The 25,047-nt window shown below is 66.9% G+C and carries 26 protein-coding genes; 14 read left to right on the top strand and 12 right to left on the bottom strand.

The window, feature by feature from the left end; translation table 11 throughout:
• Positions 1-123: 123 nt before the first annotated feature.
• The 10 genes from ABKS89_RS13440 to ABKS89_RS13395 form a co-directional block, all read right to left on the bottom strand.
• The gene (locus ABKS89_RS13440; RefSeq protein WP_348589072.1) at positions 124-1,134 is read right to left on the bottom strand and encodes a YeiH family protein; all 1,011 of its coding nucleotides are present in this window, start codon (positions 1,132-1,134) and stop codon (positions 124-126) included.
• On the bottom strand, positions 1,131-1,457 hold the full coding sequence (locus ABKS89_RS13435) for a Rieske (2Fe-2S) protein (RefSeq protein ID WP_138216489.1): 327 nt from the start codon (positions 1,455-1,457) through the stop codon (positions 1,131-1,133). The genes ABKS89_RS13440 and ABKS89_RS13435 overlap by 4 nt, the downstream gene beginning before the upstream one ends.
• On the bottom strand, positions 1,454-2,119 hold the full coding sequence (locus ABKS89_RS13430; RefSeq protein ID WP_348589073.1) for a DsbA family protein: 666 nt from the start codon (positions 2,117-2,119) through the stop codon (positions 1,454-1,456). The genes ABKS89_RS13435 and ABKS89_RS13430 overlap by 4 nt, the downstream gene beginning before the upstream one ends.
• Positions 2,119-3,408, bottom strand: coding sequence for an MFS transporter (locus tag ABKS89_RS13425; RefSeq protein ID WP_348589074.1), 1,290 nt, complete (start codon positions 3,406-3,408; stop codon positions 2,119-2,121). The genes ABKS89_RS13430 and ABKS89_RS13425 overlap by 1 nt, the downstream gene beginning before the upstream one ends.
• Before the next feature lie 90 nt (positions 3,409-3,498).
• A complete protein-coding gene (locus ABKS89_RS13420; protein WP_081516844.1) occupies positions 3,499-4,551 on the bottom strand; it encodes a beta-keto acid cleavage family enzyme in 1,053 nt (350 codons plus the stop codon).
• Positions 4,552-4,596: 45 nt separating this feature from the next.
• Entirely contained in the window at positions 4,597-5,445 is an 849-nt protein-coding gene (locus tag ABKS89_RS13415) for a TauD/TfdA dioxygenase family protein (RefSeq protein WP_138216492.1), read from the bottom strand.
• Between the two features lie 10 nt (positions 5,446-5,455).
• Positions 5,456-6,436 (bottom strand): quinone oxidoreductase family protein, encoded by a 981-nt coding sequence (locus ABKS89_RS13410; protein ID WP_138216493.1) that lies wholly within the window; start codon positions 6,434-6,436, stop codon positions 5,456-5,458.
• 231 nt (positions 6,437-6,667) lie between these two features.
• Positions 6,668-7,339 (bottom strand): DUF3313 domain-containing protein, encoded by a 672-nt coding sequence (locus ABKS89_RS13405; RefSeq protein WP_348589075.1) that lies wholly within the window; start codon positions 7,337-7,339, stop codon positions 6,668-6,670.
• A 135-nt stretch (positions 7,340-7,474) separates the two neighbouring features.
• A complete protein-coding gene (locus ABKS89_RS13400) occupies positions 7,475-8,434 on the bottom strand; it encodes an HlyD family secretion protein (protein ID WP_138216495.1) in 960 nt (319 codons plus the stop codon).
• Between the two features lie 3 nt (positions 8,435-8,437).
• Entirely contained in the window at positions 8,438-8,806 is a 369-nt protein-coding gene (locus tag ABKS89_RS13395; protein ID WP_348589076.1) for a DUF3302 domain-containing protein, read from the bottom strand.
• A 224-nt stretch (positions 8,807-9,030) separates the two neighbouring features.
• Here ABKS89_RS13395 and ABKS89_RS13390 point away from each other — a divergent pair, with 224 nt between their 5' ends.
• The gene (locus tag ABKS89_RS13390; RefSeq protein ID WP_348589077.1) at positions 9,031-9,216 is read left to right on the top strand and encodes a hypothetical protein; all 186 of its coding nucleotides are present in this window, start codon (positions 9,031-9,033) and stop codon (positions 9,214-9,216) included.
• A 49-nt stretch (positions 9,217-9,265) separates the two neighbouring features.
• On the opposite strand, the gene ABKS89_RS13385 is transcribed toward ABKS89_RS13390, so the two are convergent.
• Positions 9,266-9,484 (bottom strand): hypothetical protein, encoded by a 219-nt coding sequence (locus ABKS89_RS13385; RefSeq protein WP_348589078.1) that lies wholly within the window; start codon positions 9,482-9,484, stop codon positions 9,266-9,268.
• A gap of 177 nt (positions 9,485-9,661) precedes the next feature.
• Between ABKS89_RS13385 and ABKS89_RS13380 the strand changes: the two genes are divergently transcribed.
• From ABKS89_RS13380 to ABKS89_RS13355, 6 genes are all read left to right on the top strand, one after another.
• On the top strand, positions 9,662-10,663 hold the full coding sequence (locus ABKS89_RS13380; protein WP_348589079.1) for an HlyD family secretion protein: 1,002 nt from the start codon (positions 9,662-9,664) through the stop codon (positions 10,661-10,663).
• Positions 10,663-12,444 carry an ATP-binding cassette domain-containing protein gene (locus ABKS89_RS13375; protein WP_348589080.1) on the top strand — a complete coding sequence of 594 codons (1,782 nt, stop codon included), beginning with the start codon at positions 10,663-10,665 and terminating at the stop codon, positions 12,442-12,444. The genes ABKS89_RS13380 and ABKS89_RS13375 overlap by 1 nt, the downstream gene beginning before the upstream one ends.
• The gene (locus ABKS89_RS13370) at positions 12,441-13,583 is read left to right on the top strand and encodes an ABC transporter permease (protein ID WP_348589081.1); all 1,143 of its coding nucleotides are present in this window, start codon (positions 12,441-12,443) and stop codon (positions 13,581-13,583) included. The genes ABKS89_RS13375 and ABKS89_RS13370 overlap by 4 nt, the downstream gene beginning before the upstream one ends.
• 5 nt (positions 13,584-13,588) lie before the next feature.
• A complete protein-coding gene (locus ABKS89_RS13365; protein WP_138216502.1) occupies positions 13,589-14,692 on the top strand; it encodes an ABC transporter permease in 1,104 nt (367 codons plus the stop codon).
• A gap of 68 nt (positions 14,693-14,760) precedes the next feature.
• The gene (locus ABKS89_RS13360; RefSeq protein WP_138216503.1) at positions 14,761-15,069 is read left to right on the top strand and encodes a hypothetical protein; all 309 of its coding nucleotides are present in this window, start codon (positions 14,761-14,763) and stop codon (positions 15,067-15,069) included.
• 45 nt (positions 15,070-15,114) lie between these two features.
• Positions 15,115-16,608, top strand: a complete 1,494-nt coding sequence (locus ABKS89_RS13355; RefSeq protein ID WP_348589082.1) for an efflux transporter outer membrane subunit — start codon at positions 15,115-15,117, stop codon at positions 16,606-16,608.
• 2 nt (positions 16,609-16,610) lie between these two features.
• Here the strand turns inward: ABKS89_RS13355 and ABKS89_RS13350 are convergent, their stop codons facing one another.
• Entirely contained in the window at positions 16,611-17,231 is a 621-nt protein-coding gene (locus tag ABKS89_RS13350; protein ID WP_348589083.1) for an eCIS core domain-containing protein, read from the bottom strand.
• Here ABKS89_RS13350 and ABKS89_RS13345 point away from each other — a divergent pair.
• The 7 genes from ABKS89_RS13345 to imuA all read left to right on the top strand — a co-directional run bounded on the left by ABKS89_RS13345 (position 17,230) and on the right by imuA (position 25,047).
• A complete protein-coding gene (locus ABKS89_RS13345) occupies positions 17,230-17,355 on the top strand; it encodes a hypothetical protein (protein ID WP_348589084.1) in 126 nt (41 codons plus the stop codon). The two genes, ABKS89_RS13350 and ABKS89_RS13345, sit on opposite strands and share 2 nt — an antisense overlap.
• A gap of 149 nt (positions 17,356-17,504) precedes the next feature.
• The gene (locus ABKS89_RS13340) at positions 17,505-17,921 is read left to right on the top strand and encodes a YybH family protein (RefSeq protein WP_348589085.1); all 417 of its coding nucleotides are present in this window, start codon (positions 17,505-17,507) and stop codon (positions 17,919-17,921) included.
• Entirely contained in the window at positions 17,918-18,403 is a 486-nt protein-coding gene (locus ABKS89_RS13335; RefSeq protein WP_348589086.1) for a P-loop nucleotide/nucleoside kinase family protein, read from the top strand. Before ABKS89_RS13340 ends, ABKS89_RS13335 begins: the two co-directional genes overlap by 4 nt.
• Positions 18,404-18,462: 59 nt before the next feature.
• The gene (locus ABKS89_RS13330; protein ID WP_348589087.1) at positions 18,463-19,401 is read left to right on the top strand and encodes a class I SAM-dependent methyltransferase; all 939 of its coding nucleotides are present in this window, start codon (positions 18,463-18,465) and stop codon (positions 19,399-19,401) included.
• A gap of 229 nt (positions 19,402-19,630) precedes the next feature.
• A complete protein-coding gene (locus ABKS89_RS13325) occupies positions 19,631-21,280 on the top strand; it encodes a VRR-NUC domain-containing protein (protein WP_348589088.1) in 1,650 nt (549 codons plus the stop codon).
• Positions 21,277-23,592, top strand: a complete 2,316-nt coding sequence (locus tag ABKS89_RS13320; RefSeq protein WP_348589089.1) for an ATP-dependent DNA helicase — start codon at positions 21,277-21,279, stop codon at positions 23,590-23,592. Before ABKS89_RS13325 ends, ABKS89_RS13320 begins: the two co-directional genes overlap by 4 nt.
• Before the next feature lie 840 nt (positions 23,593-24,432).
• Entirely contained in the window at positions 24,433-25,047 is a 615-nt protein-coding gene (imuA, locus tag ABKS89_RS13315; RefSeq protein ID WP_348589090.1) for a translesion DNA synthesis-associated protein ImuA, read from the top strand.

Raw genomic sequence — 25,047 nt, 5'->3', positions numbered from 1 at the left:
GGGTCTTTCTTTCGCAGAAGCGACTGGAACAGAACGTAGGGCGCATAACCCGGAACGGGTTATCCGCCGATACCACGTCGGCGGATAACGCTGGCGCGTTATGCGCCCTACGACCCGGTCGGCTCAACCCGCGAACTTCAACATCCCCAGCACCAGCACCGCCAGGAACGCCGTCTCCCCCAGCATCAGCAGGATCGGCTTGATCCCCACCGTCGCCAGCGCCCGCAGCTGGGTCTTCATGCCCAGCGCCGCGATGGCGATCACCAGGCACCACTGCGACAGCTTCCCGCCTGCCTGCTGCACCATCGGCGGCAGCCAGCCGGTGCTGTTCACCGCCGCCAGCAGCACGAAGCCCACGGCGAACCACGGCAACAGCGGCGGACGCTTGTCGCCCGGTTCAACGCCACGGGCGCGGGTGATCATCGCCGCACAGAGGATCACCGGCAGCAGCATCGCCACACGCATCAGCTTGACCACCGTGGCGCTGTCGCCGACTTCCTTGGAGATGCTGTAGCCGGCGCCGACCACCTGGGCCACATCGTGGATAGTGCCGCCGAGGAAGATGCCCGCCTGCAACGGCGGCAGGCCCAGCGACTTGACGATCATCGGGTAGAGGATCATCGCCAGGGTCGACAGCGCGGACACGCCGAGCACGGTGAAAAGCGTGGCCTTTTCTTTCTGCGTGTGCGCCGGCAACGCCGCCGCCAGGGCCAGCGCCGCCGAGGCGCCGCAGATGGCCGTGGCGCCGCCGGTGAGCAGGCCGAAGAGGAAGTTGAAGCCCATGGCGCGGGCCGCCGCGATGGAGACCAGGATGGTTACCGTCACCAGCACCACCACCATGATCACCGGCTGCCAGCCCAGCTCTGCGATCTGCCCGAAGGTGATGCGGATGCCCAGCAGCGCCACGCCCAGGCGGAGGATTTCGCGGGCGGTGAATTCGATGCCGGCCTTGCACACGCTGTCGGCGGAGAGGAAGTTCATCGCCAGGCCGAGCAGCAGCGCAAAGAGCATCACCGGCGCGCCGTAGTGCTCGGAGAGGAAGGTCGCGGCGGCCGCCACCATGGCGCTGACCAGCAGCCCCGGTAGCAGGGTGCGGCTGCGGGTGCCGAGGGCAGAGATCGTCAATGTGCTCATGCCGGCACCTGCTGATCCGAAATCACCACATGGCACTCGCCGCCGATCCAGGAAATACCGTGGCGGCGCAGGCCGAAGCCCTTGATGCCTGCCGGGCACCCGCTGGCCACATCGAAGCGCAGCCCGTGGGCCGGGCATTGCAGCCAGCGGCCATCCAGGCGGCCGCTGAACAGCGAGGCGCCGGCATGGGGGCAGCTGTCGTCGATGGCATGCAGCTCGCCGTCGATATCGAAGAGCAGGATGATCCCCTGCTCATGGTGGAACAGGCTCCGGCCACCGCGCGCCGGCAGGCGTTCGGCGGGAATGTGCAGCACAGCGTTCATGCCGGGATCGCCTCGGGGAACTGCCTTTCCAGCGCGCGGTAGAGCGCCGCCAGCAGCTGCTCGGGGCTCTGCCCGCCGAGGGCGAAGGCGCGTCCTTCGAGAAGGAACATCGGTACGCTGGAATCGGCCAGGGCCACGCGGCGACCGATGAACTGGCGCGCGCCGTCAGCCAGGGCGTCGTCGAAGTCGGCCACGTTGAAATCGCAGGCGCGCAGCAGGCGGCAGAGGGTATCGCGGTTGCCGATGTCCTCGCCCAGCTGGAAGTGCGCGCGGAAGATCATCTCTAGCAGCTGTACCTTCTGGTTGTCGCTGCCTACATGCACCGCGCGCTGGAACACCCGGTGCGCATAGGTGGTGTTGGGCATGGTGAGGATGCGTTCGAGGTCCAGGTCGACCTTGGCGCCTTCCGCTGCACGGCGCACCTCACCCATCCGCGCACGCACGGCGCGCTTGCCGCCCAGGCGGCGCTGGTAGAACTCGGCGAAGGGCTCGCCTTCCATGGAAATCTGCGGCAGCAGCTGCAGGCCCAGCCAGTTCACCCGCACATCCAGTTCCGGCCGCTGGCGCGCCAGCAGGCGCAGCGCGACGTCGAGGTTGCGCTTGCCGATCAGGCACCAGGGGCAGATGAAGTCGAAGGTCATATCGAGGTTCAGAGTCGGCATCACGCGCCCTCCTCTTCGCCGCGCAGGCGGCGGATATCGCTGTGGTAGTGGCGCCGGGCGTAGAAGAAGACCAGCGCGGCGAGAATGCTCAGCAAGGGGATGAGCTGGAAGGCACGGTCCAGGCCGATGTGGTCGGCCAGTACGCCGGTGAGCAGCGGGCCGGGCGCCAGGCCCAGCAGGTTGTTGGCCAGGGTCAGGGTGGCGAAGGCGGTGCCATGCACGGCCGGCGCTGTGAGATTGGCGACCATGGCGCCGGAAGGCCCGGAAGTGCCAGCGGCGACCAGCATGCCGAGGGCGAGCAGGCTCAGCTGCGCAGTGCCCGGCGGCAGGTGGAAGGCCACCGACAGCAGCAGGCAGCTGGCCAGGCAGAAGCCGATGGCGAGGATGATCTTGCGCGGCGGGTTGGAACGGCCCAGGCGGTCGCAGAGGATGCCGCAGAGTACCATGCCGCTGCCGCCGACCAGCACGATCACCGCGGAGATCATCCCGGCCTTGCCGGTATCCAGGTGGTAATAGCGGTTCAGGTAGCTGGGAATCCACACCATCACGGCGGCGGCGACGAACAGCTGCAGGCCGCTGCCCAGGTAGGCGGCGATCACCGAGCGGCTGCCGAACAGGCTACGCAGCGAGCGCCCGCCAGCCTGGCGCGGCGCTTCGGCGGCGGCCACCGGGGCGATGCGCTTCTCGCTCACCACCAGCGGGTAGAGCAACGCCAGCAGCAGGCCGAACAGCGCCATGCCGGCGAAAGCCCAGCGCCAGCCCAGGTGTGCGGCGAGCACGCCGCCCAGGCCCATGCCGAGCACCGAGCCGAACATGCCGCCGGCCATGAAGGCGCCGGTCAGGGTGGCACGCAGGTTTGCCGGGAACACCGAGATGACCACGGCGATACCGACGCTGCCGTAAGCGGCCTCACCGACACCGACGAAGAAGCGCGCGGCGAACATCTGCGGGAAGGTCTGCGCCATGGCGCAGGCCAGGGTGGCGAGGCTCCACAGCATGGCCATCAGCGCCAGGCTGCGTACGCGCCCCCAGCGGTCGGCGAGCAGTGACAGCGGGAAGGTCAGCAGGCCGACCATCACCGCGACGATGCCGCTGAGCAGGCCGAGCTGCGCATCGCTCAGGGCCCATTCGACCTTGAGCAGCGGGAAGACGGCATTGAGCACCTGACGCGACATGTAATCGGAGATCAGCAGGCCGAAGGTCAGAGCGAACACCACCCAGGCATAGCGGCGCGGCACGCTGGGCACGGTGGCAGGGATGTCGCCCAGGGCGACGGAGTGGATGGCCATGGTGCTAGCTCTCCAGGTGGGTCAATGGATTCTTGTTGTTCTGGGATAAAAGCCGTGGCGCGGTACTGGCAGACCGCGCCACGGAGCCTGTCACGCGCGAAGCGGGACGGACTTCTGGCCCGGCTGGCGGTTGGGCGCCATGCCGTTCATGCGCAGGGTTTCTTCCACGCTGTCGTACTGCACGCCGATCTTGTAGATGGCGCGCGCTTCCTTGCCGCTGGCGACCTCGCGGCCCAGTTCATGGGCGACGCGGACGCACTGCTGGATCTGCTCGACCGAAGTCATGCGCTGGCCGTGCTGGCCGATGATGGTGTCCTCGATGCCGCAACGCGGGTGCAGCCCCATGGCCATCGCCATCATGTTGAACGGCAGGACGTTCTTGAGCAGCGACTCGGCGGTGACGGTGGCGCCGTCCGGTGCGCGGTGCACGAAGTTCATGAAGTTGAACGGGTTGGGGCCGTCGAAGCCACCGCCGATGCCGATCCAGGTCAGGTTCAGCGGGCCCTTGTAGACGCCCTTGCGCACCAGGCGCTCGAGGGTTTCCAGGGCATGCATGCCGGTGAGCTGGAAGTGCGGCTGGATGCCGGCGGCCTGCAGGCGCTTGAGGTGTTCCTCGACCCAGGCCGGGCCGGCCGGCACGGTCATCTCGCTGTAGGCCGCCTGGTAGAGCGGGTTCTCCAGGGAGGTACCTTTCAGGTACTCCGGATAGAGCAGCTCCATGATGTTCATCTGGGTGGTGTTGATCGCCACCGTCACCTGGTCGGGCTTGGGGGTCAGCTCGGCGAGCATGTGACGGGTGTCGTCGGACAGCCACTTGGCCGCTTCGCCGTCGCTTTCCGGGGCGAAGGAAATCGAGCCGCCGACCTGGATGATCATGTCCGGCACGGCTTCGCGCACGCCGGCGATCAGCTCGTTGAACTTGGACAGGCGCTTGGAGCCCTTGCCGTCCAGCTCGCGGACGTGCAGGTGGAGCACGGTGGCGCCGGCTTCGTAGCAGTCAACGGCCTTCTGGACCTGCTCGTCCATGGTCACCGGGATGTCTTCGGGGAAGTCCTCGGGCATCCATTCGGGGCCGTAGGGAGCGGTGGTGATGACCACCTTGTCCTGGTTCTCGGGGTGCAGCGAATCGTCGAAGAATTGCATGTCGGTCTCCGTAATTGTTCTTGTCAGAAATCTTTTTTCAGGGGATCAGAACGGCTTGTCGCCGATGATTCCGGCGCGTTCCATGCGGCGCACGCAGGGCGGGTAGTCCATCACCGCGTAGTGCTGGGTACAGCGGTTGTCCCAGATCGCCACATCGTTCTTCTTCCAGCGCCAGCGCACCTGGAACTCGGGGATGTACACCTGGCTCACCAGGTAGCGCAGCAGGTCAGCCGCGCCGGGGTTGGCGTCCTGGCCGAAACGTACGTTCTGCGGCGTGTGGTAGTTGCTGAAGTGGGTGGTGAAGGCGTTGACGAACAGCACCTTCTCGCCGGTTTCCGGGTGGGTGCGCACCACCGGATGCTCGGCGTCGGGGTACATCTCCTTGAGCGCCAGGCGCTTCTCGATGGGCATGGCCGCGCCGAAGCTGGCTTCGATGCTGTGGCGCGCACGCAGCTTGGCGATGCGTTCCTTGATCTCGGCCGGAAGCATGTCGTAGGCCAGTGCCATGTTCGCCCACATGGTGTCACCGCCCACCGGCGGGCACTCCACGCAGCGCAGGACGCAGCCCAGAGGCGGCACCTCGCGCCAGGTGGCGTCTGTGTGCCAGGCGTTCTCGTAGCGGTCGTTGGGCAGGTCCGGGGTCTTGTAGATGCGCACCAGGCCCGGATGCTCGGGGTCGCTGCCGGCTACCGGGTGGTCTTCCAGCTCGCCGAAGCGGCGGGCGAAAGCCACGTGCTCGGCACGGGTGATGTCCTGGTCGCGCAGGAACAGCACCTTGTGCTTGAGCAGCAGCTCGCGCAGCTCGGCGAACAGGCCTTCATCGCGGGAGGCGTCGCCCAGGTTCACCCCGGAGATTTCGGCGCCGATGCTGCAGGTCAGACGTTCTACGTGCATGGCGGCGCCCTCAGATGACGAAGATCGACGAGCCGGTGGTCTTGCGCGACTCGAGGTCGCGGTGGGCCTGCACGGCATCTTCCAGCGCGTAGTGCTGGTTGATCTCGATGCGGATGTCGCCGTTGCCCACATGGGTGAACAGCTCGTCCAGCAGCGCCGCCTTTTCCGCCGGGTCGGCGATGTAGTCGGCCAGGGCCGGGCGAGTGAGGAAGATCGAGCCCTTCATCGCCAGCAGCACCGGATCGAACGGCGGGATCGGGCCCGACGCGGTGCCGACGCAGACCATCAGGCCACGGCGCTTGAGCGACTCCAGGGAGGTCATGAAGGTGTCCTTGCCGACGCTGTCGAAGACCACGTCCACGCCACGGCCATCGGTCAGCTCACGCACGCGCTCGGCGACGCCTTCCTGGCTGTAGTTGATGACGTGCTCGCAGCCGTGGGCGAAGGCGATCTCGGCCTTGGCATCGCTGGAGACAGTGCCGATCACGCGCAGGCCGAGCAGCTTGGCCCACTGCGAAACGATCAGCCCGACACCGCCGGCGGCGGCGTGCAGCAGGATGCTCTGGCCGGGCTTGAAGTCGTGGATGCGACGCAGCAGGTAGGCCGAGGTCAGGCCGCGCATGGTCATGGCGGCGGCGGTTTCGAAGGCGATGTTCTCCGGCAGGCGGATCAGCGGCGCCGCCGGTACCAGGCGCTCGGTGCTGTAAGCGCCGAGGGTGTTGACGAAGCCGGTGTAGGTGACGCGGTCACCGGGCACGACGTTGCTCACGCCCTCGCCCACCGCCACTACCACGCCGGCGGCTTCCACGCCCATGCCGCTGGGCAGCGGAACGGCGTAGGTGCCATTGCGGAAATAGGTGTCCGCGTAGTTCAGGCCCACCGCCACATGGCGGATGCGCACTTGCCCCGGGCCGGGCTCGCCGACCTCCACGTCCTCGTAACGCAGGACTTCGGGTCCCCCTGTTTCATAGAAACGAACGGCTTTGGCCATGGCCGGAATCTCCAGTTGTCTTGTTGTCTTGGGCGCCCCGTTTGGAGCAGGCAAGCGCCCTTTGAGCGGACAATAGGCAGGGGCCGGGCGGGAAGCTTCACATCGTGCGACAGGGGCTTTTCATTTCATGACAGGCCGATGCGGCGCCCCGATGGACGCCGCATGGAGAGCAGGTTTGCAGGTGCGTTTGCAGGTCCTGGCGGACGAGCGGGATTGCTTGATTGACGCGAACTATTTGAGTTCGCGCAGCTTGCTGTAGGTCAGGCGCATGTCGCGGGCCCAGCCATCGAGCACGCCCTTGAAGTCGCTGGCGGCCATGGCCTGGCTGTCGTTTTCCAGATCATGCCCGGTGCCCTTGCGCACCACCTGGGCGACCACCCGGCTGGAGGGGCCGTCGAGAATCGCCGCTTCGGTGGCGATCTGGGTGTCCTGATCGCGAATACCGGTGGCAGTGCTGACGCCGGCGGCGATCAGGGCGATCGGGATGACTTCATAGGGCTTGAGTGATTGAGTGTGGCTGCTCACCGCGGTGATCGCCGGACGCAGCACCAGGGTGCCCGGGCCGGGCTTGTCGACGACCTGCAGCACCTGGCCCAGCTCGCGGCGCAACGCCTTGTCGTAGTAGTCGGTGATCTGCGTCATCGTCGCTTGCGAGAGATGATCGGTGGCCTTGGGCGCCGGGTAGAACTGCGAGCGTTCGATGACGATGCTGCGGTAGTTCATCAGGTTCAGCTTGGGATCGATCCAGGCCAGGACCTTGGTGCCCGAAGCGTTTTCCTGTTCGGTGAGACGGGAGTAGTCATACAGGAAGCCGGAGTATTCCTCCGGCTGCACCTGCTTTTCCGCGCAGCCTTGCAGTAACGGCAACAGCAGCAGGGACAACAACGCGACATAGGACTTCATAGGGTTCTCCGGTTGAGCTATCGATGTCGCCAGGTTGTACGGCAGGAGACTGCGTTACCCCCTCCCCCGTTTTGTTCGCGCGTGGACGGACGCCCGCGCGCAGGCGCCCCGCTTGGGGCGCCGCAATGCCTCGAATCAGTGGAACGGGAAGATGTAGTTCATCCACGCCGCCATGCGCAGGAGGATCTTGCGCATGATCGCCACATGGTGGAAATGCTCGCTGTAGAGCGCCGCCTGGCCATAGGAGCCACCGGGCATGATGCTGGCGTACTGGGCGAAATCCGGGTCGGTGATCTTGATCACCACCGGCACCCGCCCCGGTGGCGGTGAGCCGGTGTAGCTGATCAGGGTGCCGGAAGGCTGTACCTGACCTTCGCCGATCACCGGCAGGACCTTGTCCACCGTACCGGCGAAGACCCTGCCGGGTATGCCGTCGAAGGCCACTTCGGCCTCGTCGCCGGTGGTCAGGCGCAGTTGGCTGTTCTGGCGCATCCAAGCGGTGAAGTACGGTCCTTCATCCGGCACGAAGACCATCGACGGACGCAGCGGCAAGCGGCTGGCCATCATGCCGGGACGCAGGGACACGTGGGTGACGAAGCCCCGCGCTGGCGCGCGCACGACGGTACTGTCGAGATTGAACTGAGCCAGGGCCACTTGCGCATTGAGGTCATCGACGCGGGCGGTGGTCAGGTCGACGTCGCGCTTGTTGCCAACGTTGCGCAAAGCCAGCTCACGGGCGCGGGCCTGGTCGGCACGCGCCGAGATCAGTTGCGCCTTGAGCGAATCCAGCTTGAGCTGGAAGGGTTTGGGGTCGATGCGGAACAGCACCGTCCCCTTCTCGATCAGTTCGTTGCCCTTTACCGGGACTTCGATCACCTGCCCGGTCACCACCGGGATCACCGGGGTAGTGACGTAATACGAACGCGCCACCTCGGAATACGGGTGGTTGTAGTTCATCAGGAAGATCAGCGTACCGATCAGCACGATGCCGCCGAGCGCGGCAGTGGGTACCGTCCACTTGTTCAGCGGGATGCGGAAGATCTTGAAGATGGCGACGCAGAAGGCGGTGTAGGTGAGGATCAGCAACAGGTCCATGGCTCAGCCCTCCCCGCCCGGTTGAGTGGTTGCCGGTGCGGCAGGCGAGCTCTGGCGGCCTTCCAGCGCATCCAGGCGCTGGCGCAGCTCGGCCAGCTGCTGCTCGAGGTATTCGGCCTCCTGCGCCGGCGTCTTGCCGTGGTGGAAGCCCCAGCCCCGGTCCTCGCGGTACAACATGGCCCAGATCCACAGGAACGGCCACAGCGCATGCAGTGTGAAAAGACTGACCCAGCCGGCCGCATGGATCGCGTCCTGGTGGGGATGGTTGCGGTGTACCGCAATCTCATAAGGGATGTCGTGCAGCAAGATGATCCCGTAGAACAGCACCAATCCGACAAAGATCAGTACCCCCAGCGCAAAATAGTCGAGCATCCCGCCCTCCTTGTTCCCCCGAGCACAACGCCGGAGCGAGTCGCCAGAGTATGGTTGATCCATGGCAATCTGCACGATCGTAGCAGCGCGAAAATGGCGGGATTTCAAGCGATTGCCAGGGAAACCGGCAAGCCGGTTCCGGCGCCCCCCATTCGTCCGACCAGTCGGCTCACCAGCGGGTTTTCGTTTTCACTGGAAGGACGGCTCACCGGGGAGCAACCGCCATGGGAAAAACCACCTTTCTACTGATGATCGGCGCGCTGGCCGTGCTGTTGGGCGGCTCGTCCTGCGGCAGCCACAACGACCACGACGCACCGCGCCCGCCGCCCGTGGACGAAGGCCAGATGGGCTACCGGAACATCCCGCAGCAGCAGATGCAGCCGCAGGTGCAGTCCATTCCGCGGCGCTGAGCCGGGCCCGCAGGCAAACCACCCGGCGTCGGTGCCTCCCTGTAGCTCATCAGCCCGCAGGTCGCATCAGGATGACCCGCGCCAGCACCAGCGCCATCAGCCCCAGCACAAAGCAGATGGCGATGGTCACGACCCCTTCGCGCTGGCTGGCCAGGTCCGTCAGCGCGGCCAGGCCGACGGCCAGGCACAGCAGCACCAGGCCGAACCACTGCAGCTGGCCGGCGCGGCGTTTCCAGGGTGACGGGGATATGAACCGAGGGTTTTCCATGGTGGCGTCTCCCGGCGGCGTGTTCCTCCACGCTATCAGCCCTGGCGCAGGCCAGCGCAGCAACTGACGAAGCGCCCGCGGGGGCATGCCAGAGCGGCCCGGCATTGATGCAGGTCCTCGTGCTCTGCGCGTAACTGTCTATCCTTCACCGGGCTGTCATGAATCAGGGATGGGGCAATGCCTAAGAAGCTGGTACTGGTGGCGCTCGTTGCGCTGCTGCTGGGGGGCGGACTGTGGTGGTATCTGCAGTCCCGCGAAAGTGGTGACAAGCGCCTGGTGCTCTACGGCAACGTGGACATCCGCCAGGTGTCGCTGGCCTTTACCGGCAGCGAGCGCATCGCGAAGATGAATGTCGAGGAAGGCGACGTGGTCAAGGCCGGCGACGTGCTGGCCAGCCTGGACACCCGCGCCCTGCGTCTGCAGATCGACAAGGCCCAGGCACAGATTGCCGCCCAGGAGCAGAACCTGCTGCGCCTGAAGAACGGTTCGCGCCCCGAGGATATCGACCGCGCGAAAGCCCAGGACAAGGCCGCCCGCGCCCAGCTCGACCTCGCCAACACCCAGTTGCGCCGACTGCAGGGCATCCGTGCCAACAGCCCCGGCGGCCGCGCCGTCAGCCAGCAGGACATCGACAGCGCCACCTCGCAGCAGAAGGTCGCCCAGGCCGAACTGGAAGACCGGCAGAAATCCCTGCGCCTGGCGCAGATCGGCCCGCGAGCGGAAGACATCGCCCAGGCCGGCGCCCAGCTCGCCGCCGCCCGCGCGGATGTGGCGCTGCTGCAGCACAACCTCGACGAAGCCGACCTCAAGGCGCCGCAGAACGCCACCGTGCGCTCGCGCCTGCTGGAGCCCGGCGACATGGCCTCGCCACAGCGCCCGGTGTACTCCCTGGCGCTGACCGATCCGAAGTGGATCCGCGCCTACGTCAGCGAAACCAACCTGGGCCGCATCAAGCCGGGCATGAAGGCCCAGGTGTTCACCGACAGCCACCCGGACCAGGCCATCGACGGCCATGTCGGCTTCATTTCCTCGGTGGCCGAATTCACGCCCAAGTCGGTTCAGACCGAAGAGCTGCGCACCAGCCTCGTTTACGAAGTTCGCGTGCTGGTGGCCGACCCGGACAACCGCCTGCGCCTGGGCATGCCGGCCACGGTGCGCTTCGCCGACGAGCCGCGCTGATGTCTGACGCTCCAGTAATTCGCGCCGAGGGCCTGGCCAAGCACTTTCTGGTGAAAGAGTCGGGCAAGACCGTGCAGGCGCTCAAGGACATCAGCCTGGACATCCCGCGCGGCCAACTAACCGCGCTGGTAGGCCCGGACGGTGCCGGCAAGACCACCTTCCTGCGCCTGGTCGCCGGGCTGCTGCAGGCCGACGCCGGCGCGCTCACGGTGCTGGACGTGGACGTCCACGCCCACCCGCAGCAGGTGCAGGACCGTATCAGCTACATGCCGCAGCGCTTCGGCCTCTACGAAGACCTGAGCGTGCAGGAAAACCTCGACCTCTACGCCGACCTCCACGGCGTGCCGCACAAGGAGCGCCAGGAGCGCTACCAGCGCCTGCTGGAGATGACCGACCTGGCACGTTTCACCGATCGTCCGGCGGGCAAGCTGTCCGGCGGCATGAAGCAGAAGCTGGGCCTGGCCTGCACGCTGGTGCGTTCGCCAGACCTGTTGCTGCTCGACGAACCCACCGTCGGCGTCGACCCGCTGTCGCGCCGCGAACTGTGGGAGATCATCCAGCAGTTGATCAAGCAGGAGCAGCTCAGCGTGCTGGTCTCCACCTCCTACATGGACGAGGCCGAGCGCTGCGCCGAAGTCTTCCTGCTGCACCAGGGCCAGCTGATGGCCAAGGGCGACCCGGCGTCGATCCGCGAGCACGCCGACAACCTCTGCTTCATCGCCACGCCACCGGCCGACGAGCCCGCCCGCACCCTGCAGGCGCGGCTGCTGGACGACCACCAGAACGTCGTCGACGCGGTGCCGCAGTCCGGCGAGGTGCGCTTCATCCGCCAGCCGGACGCGGACCAGGGCAAGCTCGACCAGTTGCTCGACGGTGCGCCGGTACGCCAGGTGGATGCGCGCCTGGAAGACGGCTTCATGTTTCTGCTGCGCGCCCGCAGCGATGCCGAAGCCGTCGACATGGAATCTCTCAAGGCCGGCACTCAGCGTCATGACGACAGCAACGAAGCAGTGATCGAAGTGAAGGACCTGGTGCGCAAGTTCGGCGACTTCACCGCCGTCGCCAGCACCAGCTTCAGCGTGCGCCGTGGGGAAATCTTCGGCCTGCTCGGGCCCAACGGCGCCGGTAAGACCACCACCTTCCGCATGCTCTGCGGGCTGCTGCCGGCCACCAGCGGCACGCTGCAGGTGGCCGGGGTCAACCTGCGCCACGCGCGGGCCCAGGCTCGGCGCAAAGTCGGCTACGTGTCGCAGAAGTTCTCCCTCTACGGCAACCTCTCGGTCGCCGAGAACCTGCGCTTCTTCGGCGGCGCCTATGGCCTGGGCGGCAAGCGCCTGAGCCAGCGGATGGACGCGGTGTCCCGGCAGTTCGACCTGAGCGGCCAGGAGGACTCGCCCAGCGGCCAGCTGCCCGGCGGTTTCAAGCAGCGCCTGGCGATGGCGGTCGGCCTGCTCCACGAGCCGGAAATCCTCTTCCTCGACGAACCCACCAGCGGCGCCGACCCTCTCGCCCGCCGCGGATTCTGGCAGCGCATCACGGCGCTGGCCGCGTCGGGTACCACCATCATCATCACCACCCACTTCATGGAAGAAGCCGAGTACTGCGACCGCATCGTCATTCAGGATGCCGGCAAGCTGCTGGCCATGGGCACCCCGCAGGAAGTCCGCGAACAGGCCGGCGGCAAGGGCAGCACGCTGAACATGGAGCAGGCGTTCATAGAGATCGTGGAAAGCAATCGCCTTGAGAGCAATCGCCAACACGCCAAGGCAGGCGCGGCATGAGCGCCGGCGGCTTCTGGCGGCGCCTCGCCTCGCTGACCCGCAAGGAAGTGCGGCAGCTGGTGCGCGACCGCAGCAACCTGCTGATCGGCATCGGCCTGCCCATCGCGCTGATCCTGATCTTCGGCTACGGCCTGTCGCTGGATGTGAAGCGCGCCATCGTCGCCATCGTCCTCGACGACCCGTCCCCCGTAGCCCGCGACGTGGCCGCCGGGATCAGCCGTACCGAATACCTGGAACCGCACCTTGTGCGCTCCTTTGCCGAGGCCGAGAGGCTGATGCGCGCCCGCGAGGTGGACGCGCTGGTGCAGTTCCCATCCGACTTCACCCGCCGCCTGAATGACGGCAACGCGCAGGTCCAGGTGCTGGTGCAGGGCTCGGACGCCACCCGCGCCGCCAGCGTCTCCACCTACGTCAGCAGCGCCCTCGCCGGCTACGCCGACAAGCAGGCCGACCGCAGCGCTGGCAACACAGCCCAATCTGCGGACCAGCGAGGTGCCGTCACCATCGTCCAGCGCATGTGGTTCAACGCCGCCAACACCAGCACCTGGTACCTGGTGCCGGGGCTGATCGTGCTGATCATGACCCTGGTCGGCGCCTTCCTCACCGCGCTGGTGATGGCCCGCGAATGGGAGCGCGGCACGCTGGAGGCGCTGTTCGTCACGCCGGTGCGGCCGGTGGAAATCCTCCTGGCGAAGATCATCCCCTGCTTCGGCATCGGCATGATCGGCCTCGCCCTGTGCCTGCTCGCCGCGCGTTTCCTGTTCGACGTGCCGATCTACGGCTCCTTCGTCGTGCTGGTGATCGCCTCGATGCTCTACATGCTGGTGGCGCTGGGCATCGGCCTGCTGATCTCGGCGGTGACCAAGAACCAGTTCCTCGCCAGCCAGATCGCCCTGCTCGCCAGCTTCCTGCCGGCGATGATGCTCTCGGGCTTCATCTTCGACCTGCGCAACGTGCCCACCGCCATCCGCGTGATCGGCAACCTGCTGCCGGCGACCTACTTCATGGAGCTGGTGAAATCCCTGTTCCTGGCCGGCGACTTCTGGCCGATGATCCTCAAGAACTGCGCCATCCTCGCCGCCTACGCCGTCGCCCTGCTGGGCCTGGCGCGGATGGTGACGCGCAAGCGGCTGGACTGACTCGCATGGAATTTCTCTGGCGCATCCTCAACCTGTGGCGCAAGGAACTGCTGGTGATCCTCAAGGACCCGGCCAACCGCATCGTGCTGGTGGCGCCGGTGCTGATGCAGAGCGTGCTGTTCGGCTACGCGGTGACCTTCGACCTCAACGACGCGCCCTACGCCATCCTCGACCTGAGCCACAGCGAATCCTCCACCCGCCTCGCCTCGCGCTTGGACGGCAGCGGCATCTTCCACCGGGTGGCGACGCTGACCCGCGTGGAGGAAATCCAGACGGTGATCGACGAGCAGAAGGCGCTGCTGGTGATCCACATCCCCTCGGACTTCCAGACCCGCCTGGCGCAAGGCGACCCGGCGCCGATCCAGGTCATCCTCGACGGGCGCAACTCCAACACCGCCGGCTCCGCCGCCGCCGGGCTGGCCGTGGTGGTGCAGCAGTTCAACCAGGAACAGGGGCTGGCTGCGGCACCCATCAGCGTGGTCAGCCGCTCCTGGTACAACCCCAACCTGGAAACCCGCTGGCCGTTGATCCCGGCGCTGATCGCCACCCTGAGCATGATGCAGACGCTGATGCTCACCGCCCTCTCGGTGGCCCGCGAACGCGAACAGGGCACCTTCGACCAGTTGCTGGTGACGCCCTACACGCCGCTGGAAATCATGCTCGGCAAGGCCATCCCGCCCCTGCTGATCGGCATGCTGCAGGCCACGCTGGTGCTGCTGATGGCGCTGTTCTGGTTCCGAATACCCATGGCCGGTTCGCTGTTCAACCTCTACGCAGGGCTGGCGGTATTCACCATCGCCTGTGTCGGGCTGGGCATGTCGATCAGCGCCGTGTCGCTGAACATGCAGCAGGCGATGCTCTACACCTTCGTGCTGATCATGCCGCTGACGCTGCTCTCCGGCCTCGCCACGCCGGTGCGCAACATGCCCGAGTTCCTGCAGGTGGTGACCTACGCCAACCCGCTGCGCTTCGGCATCGACCTGATCCAGCGGGTCTACCTCGAAGGCGCGACCCTAGCCGATGTCTGGCACAACCTGATTCCCATGCTGGTGGTGGCCGGCGTTACCCTGCCGCTGGCCTCGTGGCTGTTCCGCCACCGGCTTGCGTAGTCGATCACTGGAGATGGCCAAGCGATGCAATACCCTGACCCGGAACCCCACTTCAGAAGCAGCCACCCATGAGCGAAACCAGCCAGTTCATCGTCTTCGCCGTCACCCAGCTCGCCCTGCCGTTCGGGCTGGGCTACCTGTACTGCCGCAGGAAGGGCATCCCCACCAACTCCTGGCGCGCCGGCGGCATCTACCTGATCGCCCTGTCGCTGGCGATGCTGTTCTTCATCGGCCTGCTCGGCCTGCCGACCCACGTGAAGAACGTCGGCATGGTGACCAACCGCGCCATGGGCCTGGCCTGTGGCTTGGTCGGCATTTTCGGCGGTCTGGTGATGGGCTATGTCGCACGGCGTTTCGAGGGCTCGTCCGATGACTAGCGCCCCGCGAATCTGAAAAGGTGCAATTCTGAAAAGGTGCCATCGATGAACCGCACGTTTCGCCTCGTCTCCCTCGCCCTGCTCGGCACCGGCCTCGCCGGCTGCGCCGTCGGCCCCGACTACGAAGCGCCGCAAACCCAGGCGCCGGCCAGCTGGCAGGCCGCGCATTCCGGCGATGCGCAGTTGCACCCGGCCCAGGGCAACGTCCGCCTCAGCGAAGACTGGTGGACGCTGTTCAACGACCCGGTGCTGAACAACCTGCAACGCCGCGCCGACAAGGCCAGCCCCGATCTCAACAGCGCCGTACTGCGCTTCGCCCAGAGCCGCATGCAGCGGCAGATGGTGGCGGCCCAGCGCGGCGTGGACGTCAACGCCTCCGGCTCGGTGGCCCGCCAGCGCCTGAGCGAGAACGGCGCCAACGCGCTGATGATCCAGCGCATCGCCCCCGCCGGCGACAGCGAGCAGGTCAGCAAGGTGCTGGCCCAGCCCTTCACCCTCTACCAGGCCGGTTTCGACGCGTCGTGGGAGCCCGACCTGTGGGGCCGCGTAAGCCGCTCCATCGAGGCTGCCGACGCCAGCGTGGCGGCGCAGCAGGCGATGTTCGAGGAAACCCGCCTGGGCGTCTCCGCCGAACTGGCCCGCGCCTACTTCGAACTGCGCGGCGTGCAGCAGCAGATCGCCGTGGCCAACCAGGACATAGTCGCCACCGAGCAATCCCTGCAGCTGATCCAGGTGCGCGCCGATGGCGGGCTGGTGGATGACTTCGACGTCGAACGCCAGCGCGGCCAGCTCGCCGACCTGCGCTCCAGCCTGCCGCAGCTGCACGCCAGCGAAAGCGCGGCGATCAACCAGATCGGCGTACTGATCGGCGCCGAGCCCGGCAGCCTGCGCGATGACCTGAAACCCGTGGCGCAGAGCGCTGCGCAAACCCCCGACCTGAGCCTCGGCCTGCCTTCGGAAGTGGCCCGACGTCGCCCGGACATCCGCGCTGCCGAAGCCCAGCTGCACGCCGCCACCGCCAACATCGGTGTGGCCGTGGCCGACCTCTACCCGTCCATCCGCCTGGGCGCGAGCTTCGGCTACGAATCGGCGGACGACGGCAAGTTCAGCGACTGGGGCAGCCGCACCTGGAACGTCGGCCCGAGCCTGTCGCTGCCGATCTTCGACAATGGCCGGCGGCGCTCGCAGATCAACCTGCGCAAGCTGGAGCAGCAGGAAGCGGCGGTGTCCTACCAGCAGACCGTGCTCAAGGCCTGGCAGGAAGTGGATGACGCGCTGACCCACTACGGCGCCGAACGGCAGCGCAACCAGCGCCTGCAGGAAAAGCTGCACAGCAGCGACGTCGCCTACGGCATGGCCAAGGCGCGCTATGCCGGCGGCATGACCGACTTCCTGGTGGAACTGGACGCCCAGCGCGCCTACCTGCAATCGCGACGCGACGTGGTGGACAGCGATACCCAGCTGCGCCTGACGCTGATCGCCCTGTGCAAGGCCTTGGGCGGCGGCACGCCGGCGCCGGAGGCCAGCGCCAGTCGCTGAGGTCAGTTCTGCTGTGCGGTGACCTTGCCGTCGCGCAGGTCCTTGGCGACCCGGCGCTGCATCTCGTAGGCCGGGGCCTCCACGGCGTCGAAGTCCTCGGAGTAGCGCGTGGCGAAGCCCTGCACGCCCCACTCCTGATACTGCTTCACGTGCCACAGCTCGTGGGCCCAGAGGGCGACGTCCTTCTGCGCGTCGTCCTCGCTGCGGAACACGATCACATCCACCAGGGTGACCGCCTCGGTATCGGGGTTCTGCATGATCGCCTGGGCGGCGTTCAGCTCGTCCAGCGCACCCGTGGAATAGCGCGCGGCCATCAGCACGTCGTCGGAGAAATACGGCTGCAACTGGGCGCGGATCTCCAGCGGGATCGGCTCGGTGCCGCCCTGCGCCGCCTGCTCGCGGGACTGCTGCAGCCACACACCCAGCGCCTGGGCGGCCATCCTGCGGGTATCCGACAGCACCGGGCCGAGCACGGCGCCCAGGTCCGGCAGGCAAGTGCAGGTGTCCAGGCAGACCTGGCGCTGCCCCGGCGGGCAGGTCGCGGCAAGGGTATCGACGGACGCGGCCAACCCGGCGAGCAGCGCCAGAGCGTGCAGGAAGCGGGTTGCGAGGGGGGATGGCATGAAGAAACTCCGCTACAGCGTGGAGAAAGACATGGTGCTCAGACCATGGCGCGGCGCGATCATGCCACGCCGCCAGCAAAAAAAGAGCGCTGGCGCGACGTATGAAACTTCTGATAGCTTCTGAGCCATGAATGCCGCCAACCGCACCTTCCAGCAGATTATTACCACCATCGCTCCGATGGTGGGTTAGCGCATTCCAGCGAACAACCAAACCCGCCTCCCGGCGGGTTTTTTAATGCTCGCCGTCCGAGGCTCCCGATCGAGGAGACACTGATGGACCAGGCACTTTCCCCCGCTCCTTCCCCGGAGCTGCACCCCCTGCAAGCGCTCATCCAGGCCGCCGACGAAGCCATCGGCCGTGAGGACTTCGACGCGCTGCTCGCGTTCTACACCGACGACGCCCTGCTGGTGGTCAAGCCCGGCCTGCTGGCACGCGGCAAGGCGCAGATCCGCCAGGCCTTCGTCGCCATCGCCGAGCACTTCGGGCACAACCTGCGGGTGCGCCAGGGCCGCCTGGAAATCCTCGAGACCGGCGATACCGCGCTCGTTGTCGCGCAAACCCTGCTGGATACCAGCCACGGCAAGCTGAGTCGCCGCGCCACCTACGTGTTCCGCCGCGAAACCGACGGCGCCTGGCGCTGCGCGGTCGATAACTCCTACGGCACCGACCTGCTGGAGGCCACGACATGAGTACAGGCACATTGCATCTACTCTGCGGCAAGGCGGCGTCAGGCAAGTCCCGCCTCGCCCGAGAACTGGCCGAAGCGCCGGGCACCGTGATGCTGGCCGAGGAGCAGTGGCTGGCCGAGCTGTTCCCCTGGGGCATCAGCAACCCCGACGACTACCAGCTCTACGCCCGCCGCGTGCGCAAGGTCATGGGCCCGCATGTGGTCGGCCTGCTCCGCGCCGGCACCAGCGTGGTGCTGGACATCCCCGCCAACACCCTGGCCGACCGCCGCTGGCTGATCGACCTGGCGCAACAGGCCGGTGCAGCGCACTGCCTGCACTTTCTCGACATCGACCCGGCCACCTGCCGCAGCCGCCTGCTGGCGCGCCACGCCATCGCCCCGCTGGCAGCGCCGCTGGACCCGGCCGGCTACGATGCGCTCAACCGCTACTTCGTCGCCCCGCGCCCCGAGGAAAAACTGCAGGTGCAGCGCCATGGCGCCTGAGCGCGTAGAATCGCCGCCCCGATTTGCTCCCATCGCCTGAATTCAGAAAGACTGGATAGATGAACACCGAAGCCATCACCACCCTGCGCGAGCAACTGCTCACCGCCCTGAACCCCGCCCCTGCGGAAACCCGCCGCCTGTTCCACGGCCGCGGTCGCCGCTGGCCGGGGCTGGAGCAGGTCACCGCCGACTGGCTGGAAGGCGTGCTGCTGGTGTCGCTGTTCCGCGAGCCGGGCGAAGGCGAGTTGAGCGCGCTGCGGGCGATGCTGGTGGAACTGGCGCAAGGCGACGTCTGGCGCGCTACCGGCGCCCGCAGCCTGATGCTGCAGCACCGCTACACCCTGGAAAGCACCATGGAAGTGCTCCACGGCGAAGCCTTCGACGGCTGGCAGATCAGCGAGCATGGCCTGCGCTACCAGCTGGACCTGGGCCGCAAGCAGAACAACGGCCTGTTCCTCGACATGCGCTACGGCCGCCAGTGGGTGCAGGCCAACTCCGCCGGATTGCGCGTGCTCAACCTGTTCGCCTATACCTGCGGCTTCTCCGTGGCGGCAATGGCCGGTGGTGCGCAGAAGGTGGTCAACCTCGACATGGCCCGCGCCGCGCTCAGCCGTGGCCGCGACAACCACCGCCTGAACGGCCACGACCTGTCCAAGGTGAGCTTCCTCGACCATGACCTGTTCAAGTCCTGGGGCAAGGTGAAGAAATCCGGCCCGTACGACCTGATCATCATCGACCCGCCGAGCTTCCAGAAAGGCAGCTTCGTCCTCGACAAGGACTACGCCCGCGTCCTGCGCCGCCTGCCGGAATTGCTGGACGGCGCCGGCACCGTGCTGGCCTGCGTGAATGACCCAGGCATTGGCGTGGACTTCCTGCTCCAGGGCATGGCCGCCGAGGCGCCGCAGCTGCGCTTCATCGAGCGCCTGGAAAACCCGCCGGAGTTTGCCGATATCGAGGAAGACAGTGGGCTCAAGGCGCTGGTGTTCCGCCTGGATTGATCCGGTGAAATAACGTGGGGCGTGAAGAGCGTCCGTAGGATGGCGTGGAGCGAAGCGATACCCATCGATCCTGCGCACCCAGCCGCATGGGTATCGCAAGCTCCACCCATCCTGCAAAAGCGTCCCTCAGCCGATGTCGGACATATCCCGATGAAAGGCCGCACGAACCCTTGCGGCCAAGCCACCATCACGCCATCCTTGCCACTGTATGTAAAACCAGTGCCTGCCGATGTCCGTGCCGCTCGCCCCCAGCCTCTACTACCTGACCAACTTCCACCGCGCCCTCGACTGGATCGACGAACGCTACGCCGACCTGCTCGACGCCGAGGAAGCCCGGTTCATCGCCGATTTCCGCGCGCTGCCGCTGCCGTCGCGGGCGCTGCTGGTGCGACTGGTAATGCGCAAGGGGCCGCACTTTCGCGCCGGCAAGCTGAGCTACGCGGAAATCGGCGACATCCCCGGCGCTGCCGCGCCGCTGCTGGAGCTGGGCTGGCTGGACGACGCCTGCCCGCTCGCGCTGGAAGAGTTGCTGCCGCTGCTGCTCAAGGACGAACTGCTCACGCGCTTTCGCGATGACCTGCCGCGCGGCACGCTGAAGAAGGCCGAGCTGTACGAGCACCTGCACGCCTACCACGAGCAGGTACAGCCCTTCGCCGGCTGGTACCCGGACCTCGACCACCTCTACACGCTGATGGCGACGCCGCTTTGCGACCGCCTGCGCCTGCTGTTCTTCGGCAATCTGCAGCAGGACTGGTCCGAGTTCGTCCTCGCCGATCTCGGCATCTTCCGCTACGAAAGCGTCCCTTTTACCGCTGACTCCCGAGCCTTCCGCAGCCGCGGTGATCTGGAGGCCTACATCCACCTGTGGAACGGCGCTGTCCGCTTCGAAACCGGCGAGCCCATCGCCGGGCTACTGGCCGAACTGGGCGAATTCCACAGCGACAACACCTATCTGCAAGCCCGCCACGGCCGCCTGCTCTATCGCATGGCTTACCAGTTGGAGCGCGAAGGCGAGCTGGACGCCGCGCTGGCGCTTTACCAACGCACCGCCGCCGGGGGCTCGCGGCAGCGGCAGATTCGCGTGCTGGAACGCCTGCAACGCTTCGAGGAAGCCCACACGCTGGCGCAAGCCGCCCTGGCCGTGCCGGAAAGCGACGGCGAGCTTCAGCTGGTGGAACGCGCACTGAGCCGGCTGGCCCGTCAGCTCGGCCTGCCGAAGGAGAAAGCCGCCAAGACCGCGCCACCGCTGCGCATCGATATGGAGCTGCCGCGCCCGGACGTCAACGTCGAATTCGCCGTGCAGGCCGTGCTTCACGCGGACGAAGCGCCGGTGTACTACGTGGAGAACGCGCTGGTCTGCAGCCTGTTCGGCCTGCTCTGCTGGGAAGTGATCTTCGCCCCGCTGCCCGGCGCCTTCTTCCACCCCTTCCAGGTCGGGCCCAGCGATATCAACCGCAGCGACTTCGTCAGCCGCCGCGCGGAAGCCTTCGCCGCACGCCTGGCACTGCTGGACAGCGACGCCTATCTCGCAGCCATCCGCGAAACCTATGTTGCCAAGTCCGGGATCCTCTCGCCCTTCGTGCACTGGGAGCTGCTGGATGAAAACCTGCTGGAGCAGACCCTGCACTGCCTGCCGGCGGCGCACCTGAAGCTGTGGTTCGAGCGCCTGCTGGCCGACCCGAAGGCCAACCGCGCCGGCATGCCCGACCTGATCCAGTTCTGGCCCGCCGAGGCGCGCTACCGGATGATTGAGGTGAAAGGCCCCGGCGACCGCCTGCAGGATAACCAGAAGCGCTGGCTGGCCTTCTGCGCCGAGCACGGCATGCCGGTGGAAGTCTGCTACGTGCGCTGGCAGGGCGAGGCGGACGAGAGCGAATGAGCTACGCCATCGCTGTGCGCGCGCTCTGCGAATTCACCGCCAAGGAAGGTGACCTCGACCTGCGCTTCACCCCCGCCCCCACGGCGCAGGAAGGCATGGCCGGACACGCCACGGTGGTCTCCCGCCGGGGGCTGGGCTACATCGCCGAGCTGCCGCTGCGGGGCGAGTATCCGGGGCTGGTGGTCAGTGGCCGTGCCGACGGCTACGACCCGAGTGAAAACCTGCTGGAAGAGATCAAGACCCACCGCGGCGACGTCTCGCGCATCCCGCAGAACCACCGGCTGCTGCACTGGGCGCAGGTGAAGGTGTACGGCTGGCTGCTGTGCCAGACCCTGGAGATCGACGCCATCGATCTCGCCGTCGTCTACTTCAACGTCATCACCCAGAAGGAGACCGAGTTCCGCGAGCGCTTCGCCGCCGCCGAGCTGCGCGCCTTCTTCGAGCTACAGTGCCAGCGCTTCGTGCAGTGGGCCGAGCAGGAAAGCGCCCACCGCGTCGAGCGCGACCAGGGGCTGGAGGCGCTGCGCTTCCCCTACGCCGATTTCCGCCAGGGCCAGCGCATGCTTGCCGAGTCGGTGTACCGCGCCGCCCGCGACGGCCAGACGCTGATGGCGCAGGCAACCACCGGCATCGGCAAGACCCTCGGCACGCTGTTCCCGCAGCTCAAGGCCTTCCCCGGCCAGCAGCTGGACCGGCTGTTCTTCCTCACCGCCAAGACCCCCGGCCGGCGCCTGGCGCTGGACGCCCTGGCGACCCTGCGCCAGCAGGAGGCCGCCCAGCCGCTGCGGGTGCTTGAGCACGTCGCCCGTGACAAGGCCTGCGAGCACCCGGACAAGTCCTGCCACGGCGAATCCTGCCCGCTGGCCAAGGGGTTCTACGACCGCCTGCCCGCCGCCCGCGAGGCCGCGCTCAAGCAGTGCTGGCTGACCCAGGAGGCGGTGCGCAAGGTGGCACTGGAGCACCAGGTCTGCCCCTACTACCTGAGCCAGGAGCTGTGCCGCTGGTCCGACGTGGTGGTGGGCGACTACAACTACTACTTCGACATGACCGCCCTGCTCTACGGTCTCACCGTGCTCAACGACTGGAAAGTCACGCTGCTGGTGGACGAGGCGCACAACCTCATCGAGCGCGGCCGCGGCATGTACAGCGCCGAGCTGGACCAGAGCGAGTTCAACGCCCTGCGCAAGGTCGCCCCGGCCAAGCTGAAAAGCGCACTGGAGCGCGTCGGCCGGCACTGGAACCAACTGCACCAGGACCAGGACGTCGACTACCAGATCTACCCGACCATCCCCGACCTGTTCATCGCCGCGTTGCAGAAGGCCGTCAGCGCCATCACCGACCACCTCACCGACCAGCCCACCGGCAACGAGGCCGAGCTGTTGAGCTTCTATCTCAACGCCATGCTGTTCTGCCGGCTGGCCGAAGCCTACGGTCCGCACTCGCTGTTCGACATCACCCGCCACGACGTCAGCGCGCGCCGCGTACTCTCGACCCTGTGCCTGCGCAACGTGGTACCGGCGCCCTTCCTCGCCGAGCGCTTCAAGGTGGCCCACAGCACCACGCTGTTCTCCGCCACCTTGACCCCGGCGCACTACTACTCCGACCTGCTCGGCCTGCCCGAAGACACCGGCTGGCGCGAAGTGGAGTCGCCCTTCCACGCCGAACAGCTGGAAGTCCACGCACTGAGCAACCTCTCTACTCGCTACCAGCACCGCGAGGCCAGCCTCACGCCGATCAGTACGCTGATGGCCCGGCAGTTCCGCGCGCGCCCCGGCAACTACCTGGCCTTCTTCAGCAGCTACGCCTACCTGCAGCAGGCGCTGGACCGCTTTACCGCCGAGCACCCGGACATCCCGCACTGGGCACAGTCGCGCAGCATGAACGAACTGGAGCGCCAGGCCTTCCTCGACCGCTTCACCACCGGCTCGCGCGGCATCGGCTTCGCCGTGCTCGGCGGCGCTTTCGGCGAGGGCATCGACCTGCCTGGCGAGCGCCTGATCGGCGCCTTCATCGCCACGCTGGGGCTGCCGCAGGTGAACGAGGTCAACGAGGAGATCAAACAGCGCATGCAGGGGATGTTCGGCGACGGCTACGACTACACCTACCTGTTCCCCGGCTTGCAGAAGGTTGTCCAAGCGGCGGGCCGGGTGATTCGCACGCCGACGGATTCAGGGGTGATCTACCTGCTCGACGACCGCTTCAACCAGCCGGCCGTACGGAAGTTGCTGCCGGGGTGGTGGAAGCCGGAACGCCTGAAGTTCATCGCCGACCCGCCTCGGTTCAAGGCACCGCAGGGGTATCTGTTGTTGTAACCCTCGCGGGCGGAAATCCCTTTTTCACGATCGACCTTGTGCCGTGCGGTTCGCGAGCAAGGACTAGGCGTCCCCCTCGGTCCTACAAGAGTGCTCTGGCTTTCCCTGTAGGAGCGGGCCATGCCCGCGATCGCGCCCATGGGGCGCTCCTACAGGTTGATTCCAACATTTCCAGGCGAGCAGCGAACCTGCCTGAACCGCCGGCCCTGCCGACGGATCGCGGGCATGGCCCGCTCCTACAAAAGCACGCCGCACGCACCCCGCTTTTTCCCCTGGAGACTTCCAGAGAGACATCCGCACACGCCGAATGCCCCGTTCAGGAGGCCTCGTTGAAGCGGAGTTTCAGGGGTTGAGCGACATGGATGTCGCGAGAGCCGCGATGGGCCAGGGATGGCCGTTCGCGGCGTGCCCCTGAAACTTCGGTTCAACGAGGGTATTTTTCGCCTAAGCGAAAAACCGGATGTCCGGGGCAAGACCTTTTGGTTCCTTTTGGGAGGGCGGCTATCCGACGTTTGCCAAAAGGGACTCGCCCGAGGGGGCGAAACCCAATACATCCGCGCACGCCGATACGGCGCTGGAACACCTGAGCCAAGGCAGAAACCTGCACCAAAGGCATCAGGAAAAACGCCGCCCCCGCCGGCGGATCGCGGGCATGGCCCGCTCCTACAGTGAGCCCCAACGTCCGTCAGACCAACCGCCATTGACGGCACCATCCCACCGGATAAACTGTATATCCATACAGCACTATCCGAGCCATCCCATGTCCCACCTCCTCAACCCCCTCACTCGGCCCTGCCGCCGGGCGCATGACTGTCGCCGCTTGCCGGCCGGGAGGCCGTGATGGGCAGCGTGGTCGCGCTCGACACCCTGTTTCACCAGCGTCAGGTCTGGAAGGGCCAGCCCCAGGGCCTGCCGCCCAGCCAGCAGCCCACCGGCCATGCGCTGCTGGACGCCGCCCTGCCCAGCGGTGGCTGGCCGGAAGCGGCGCTCAGCGAAATCCTCCTGGCCGCCGAAGGCACCGGCGAGCTGCAACTGGTCTGGCCGACCCTGGCGCGGCTCAGCGCGGCAGGCGAGCGCATCGTGCTGGTCGCCCCGCCCCACGTGCCCTACCCGGCTGCCTGGCAGGCCGCCGGCGTCGCGCTGGAGCAACTCGCCATCGTCCAGGCAACCGGCCGCGATGCGCTCTGGGCCGCCGAGCAGTGCCTGCGCTCGGGCAGCTGCGGCGCCGTGCTGTGCTGGCCGCAGCAGGCCGACGACCGTGCCCTGCGCCGTCTGCAAGTCGCCGCCGAAACCGGGCAGACCCTGGCCATCGCCTACCGCTCGCAGCGCGAGGCGCTCAACCCCTCGCCCGCTGCGTTACGCCTGGCGCTGGACGCCAACCCGGCGCAATTGCGCGTGCTCAAGTGCCGTGGCGGCCTGGCGCCGGCGCGGCCCATCCCGCTGCCCTGGCACTGA

The sequence above is a fragment of the Pseudomonas sp. LABIM340 genome, assembly GCF_040017195.2.
Taxonomy (GTDB): Bacteria; Pseudomonadota; Gammaproteobacteria; order Pseudomonadales; family Pseudomonadaceae; genus Pseudomonas.
Note: the sequence above shows the minus strand (reverse complement) of the source record. Positions and strands in the feature narration are given on the sequence as shown.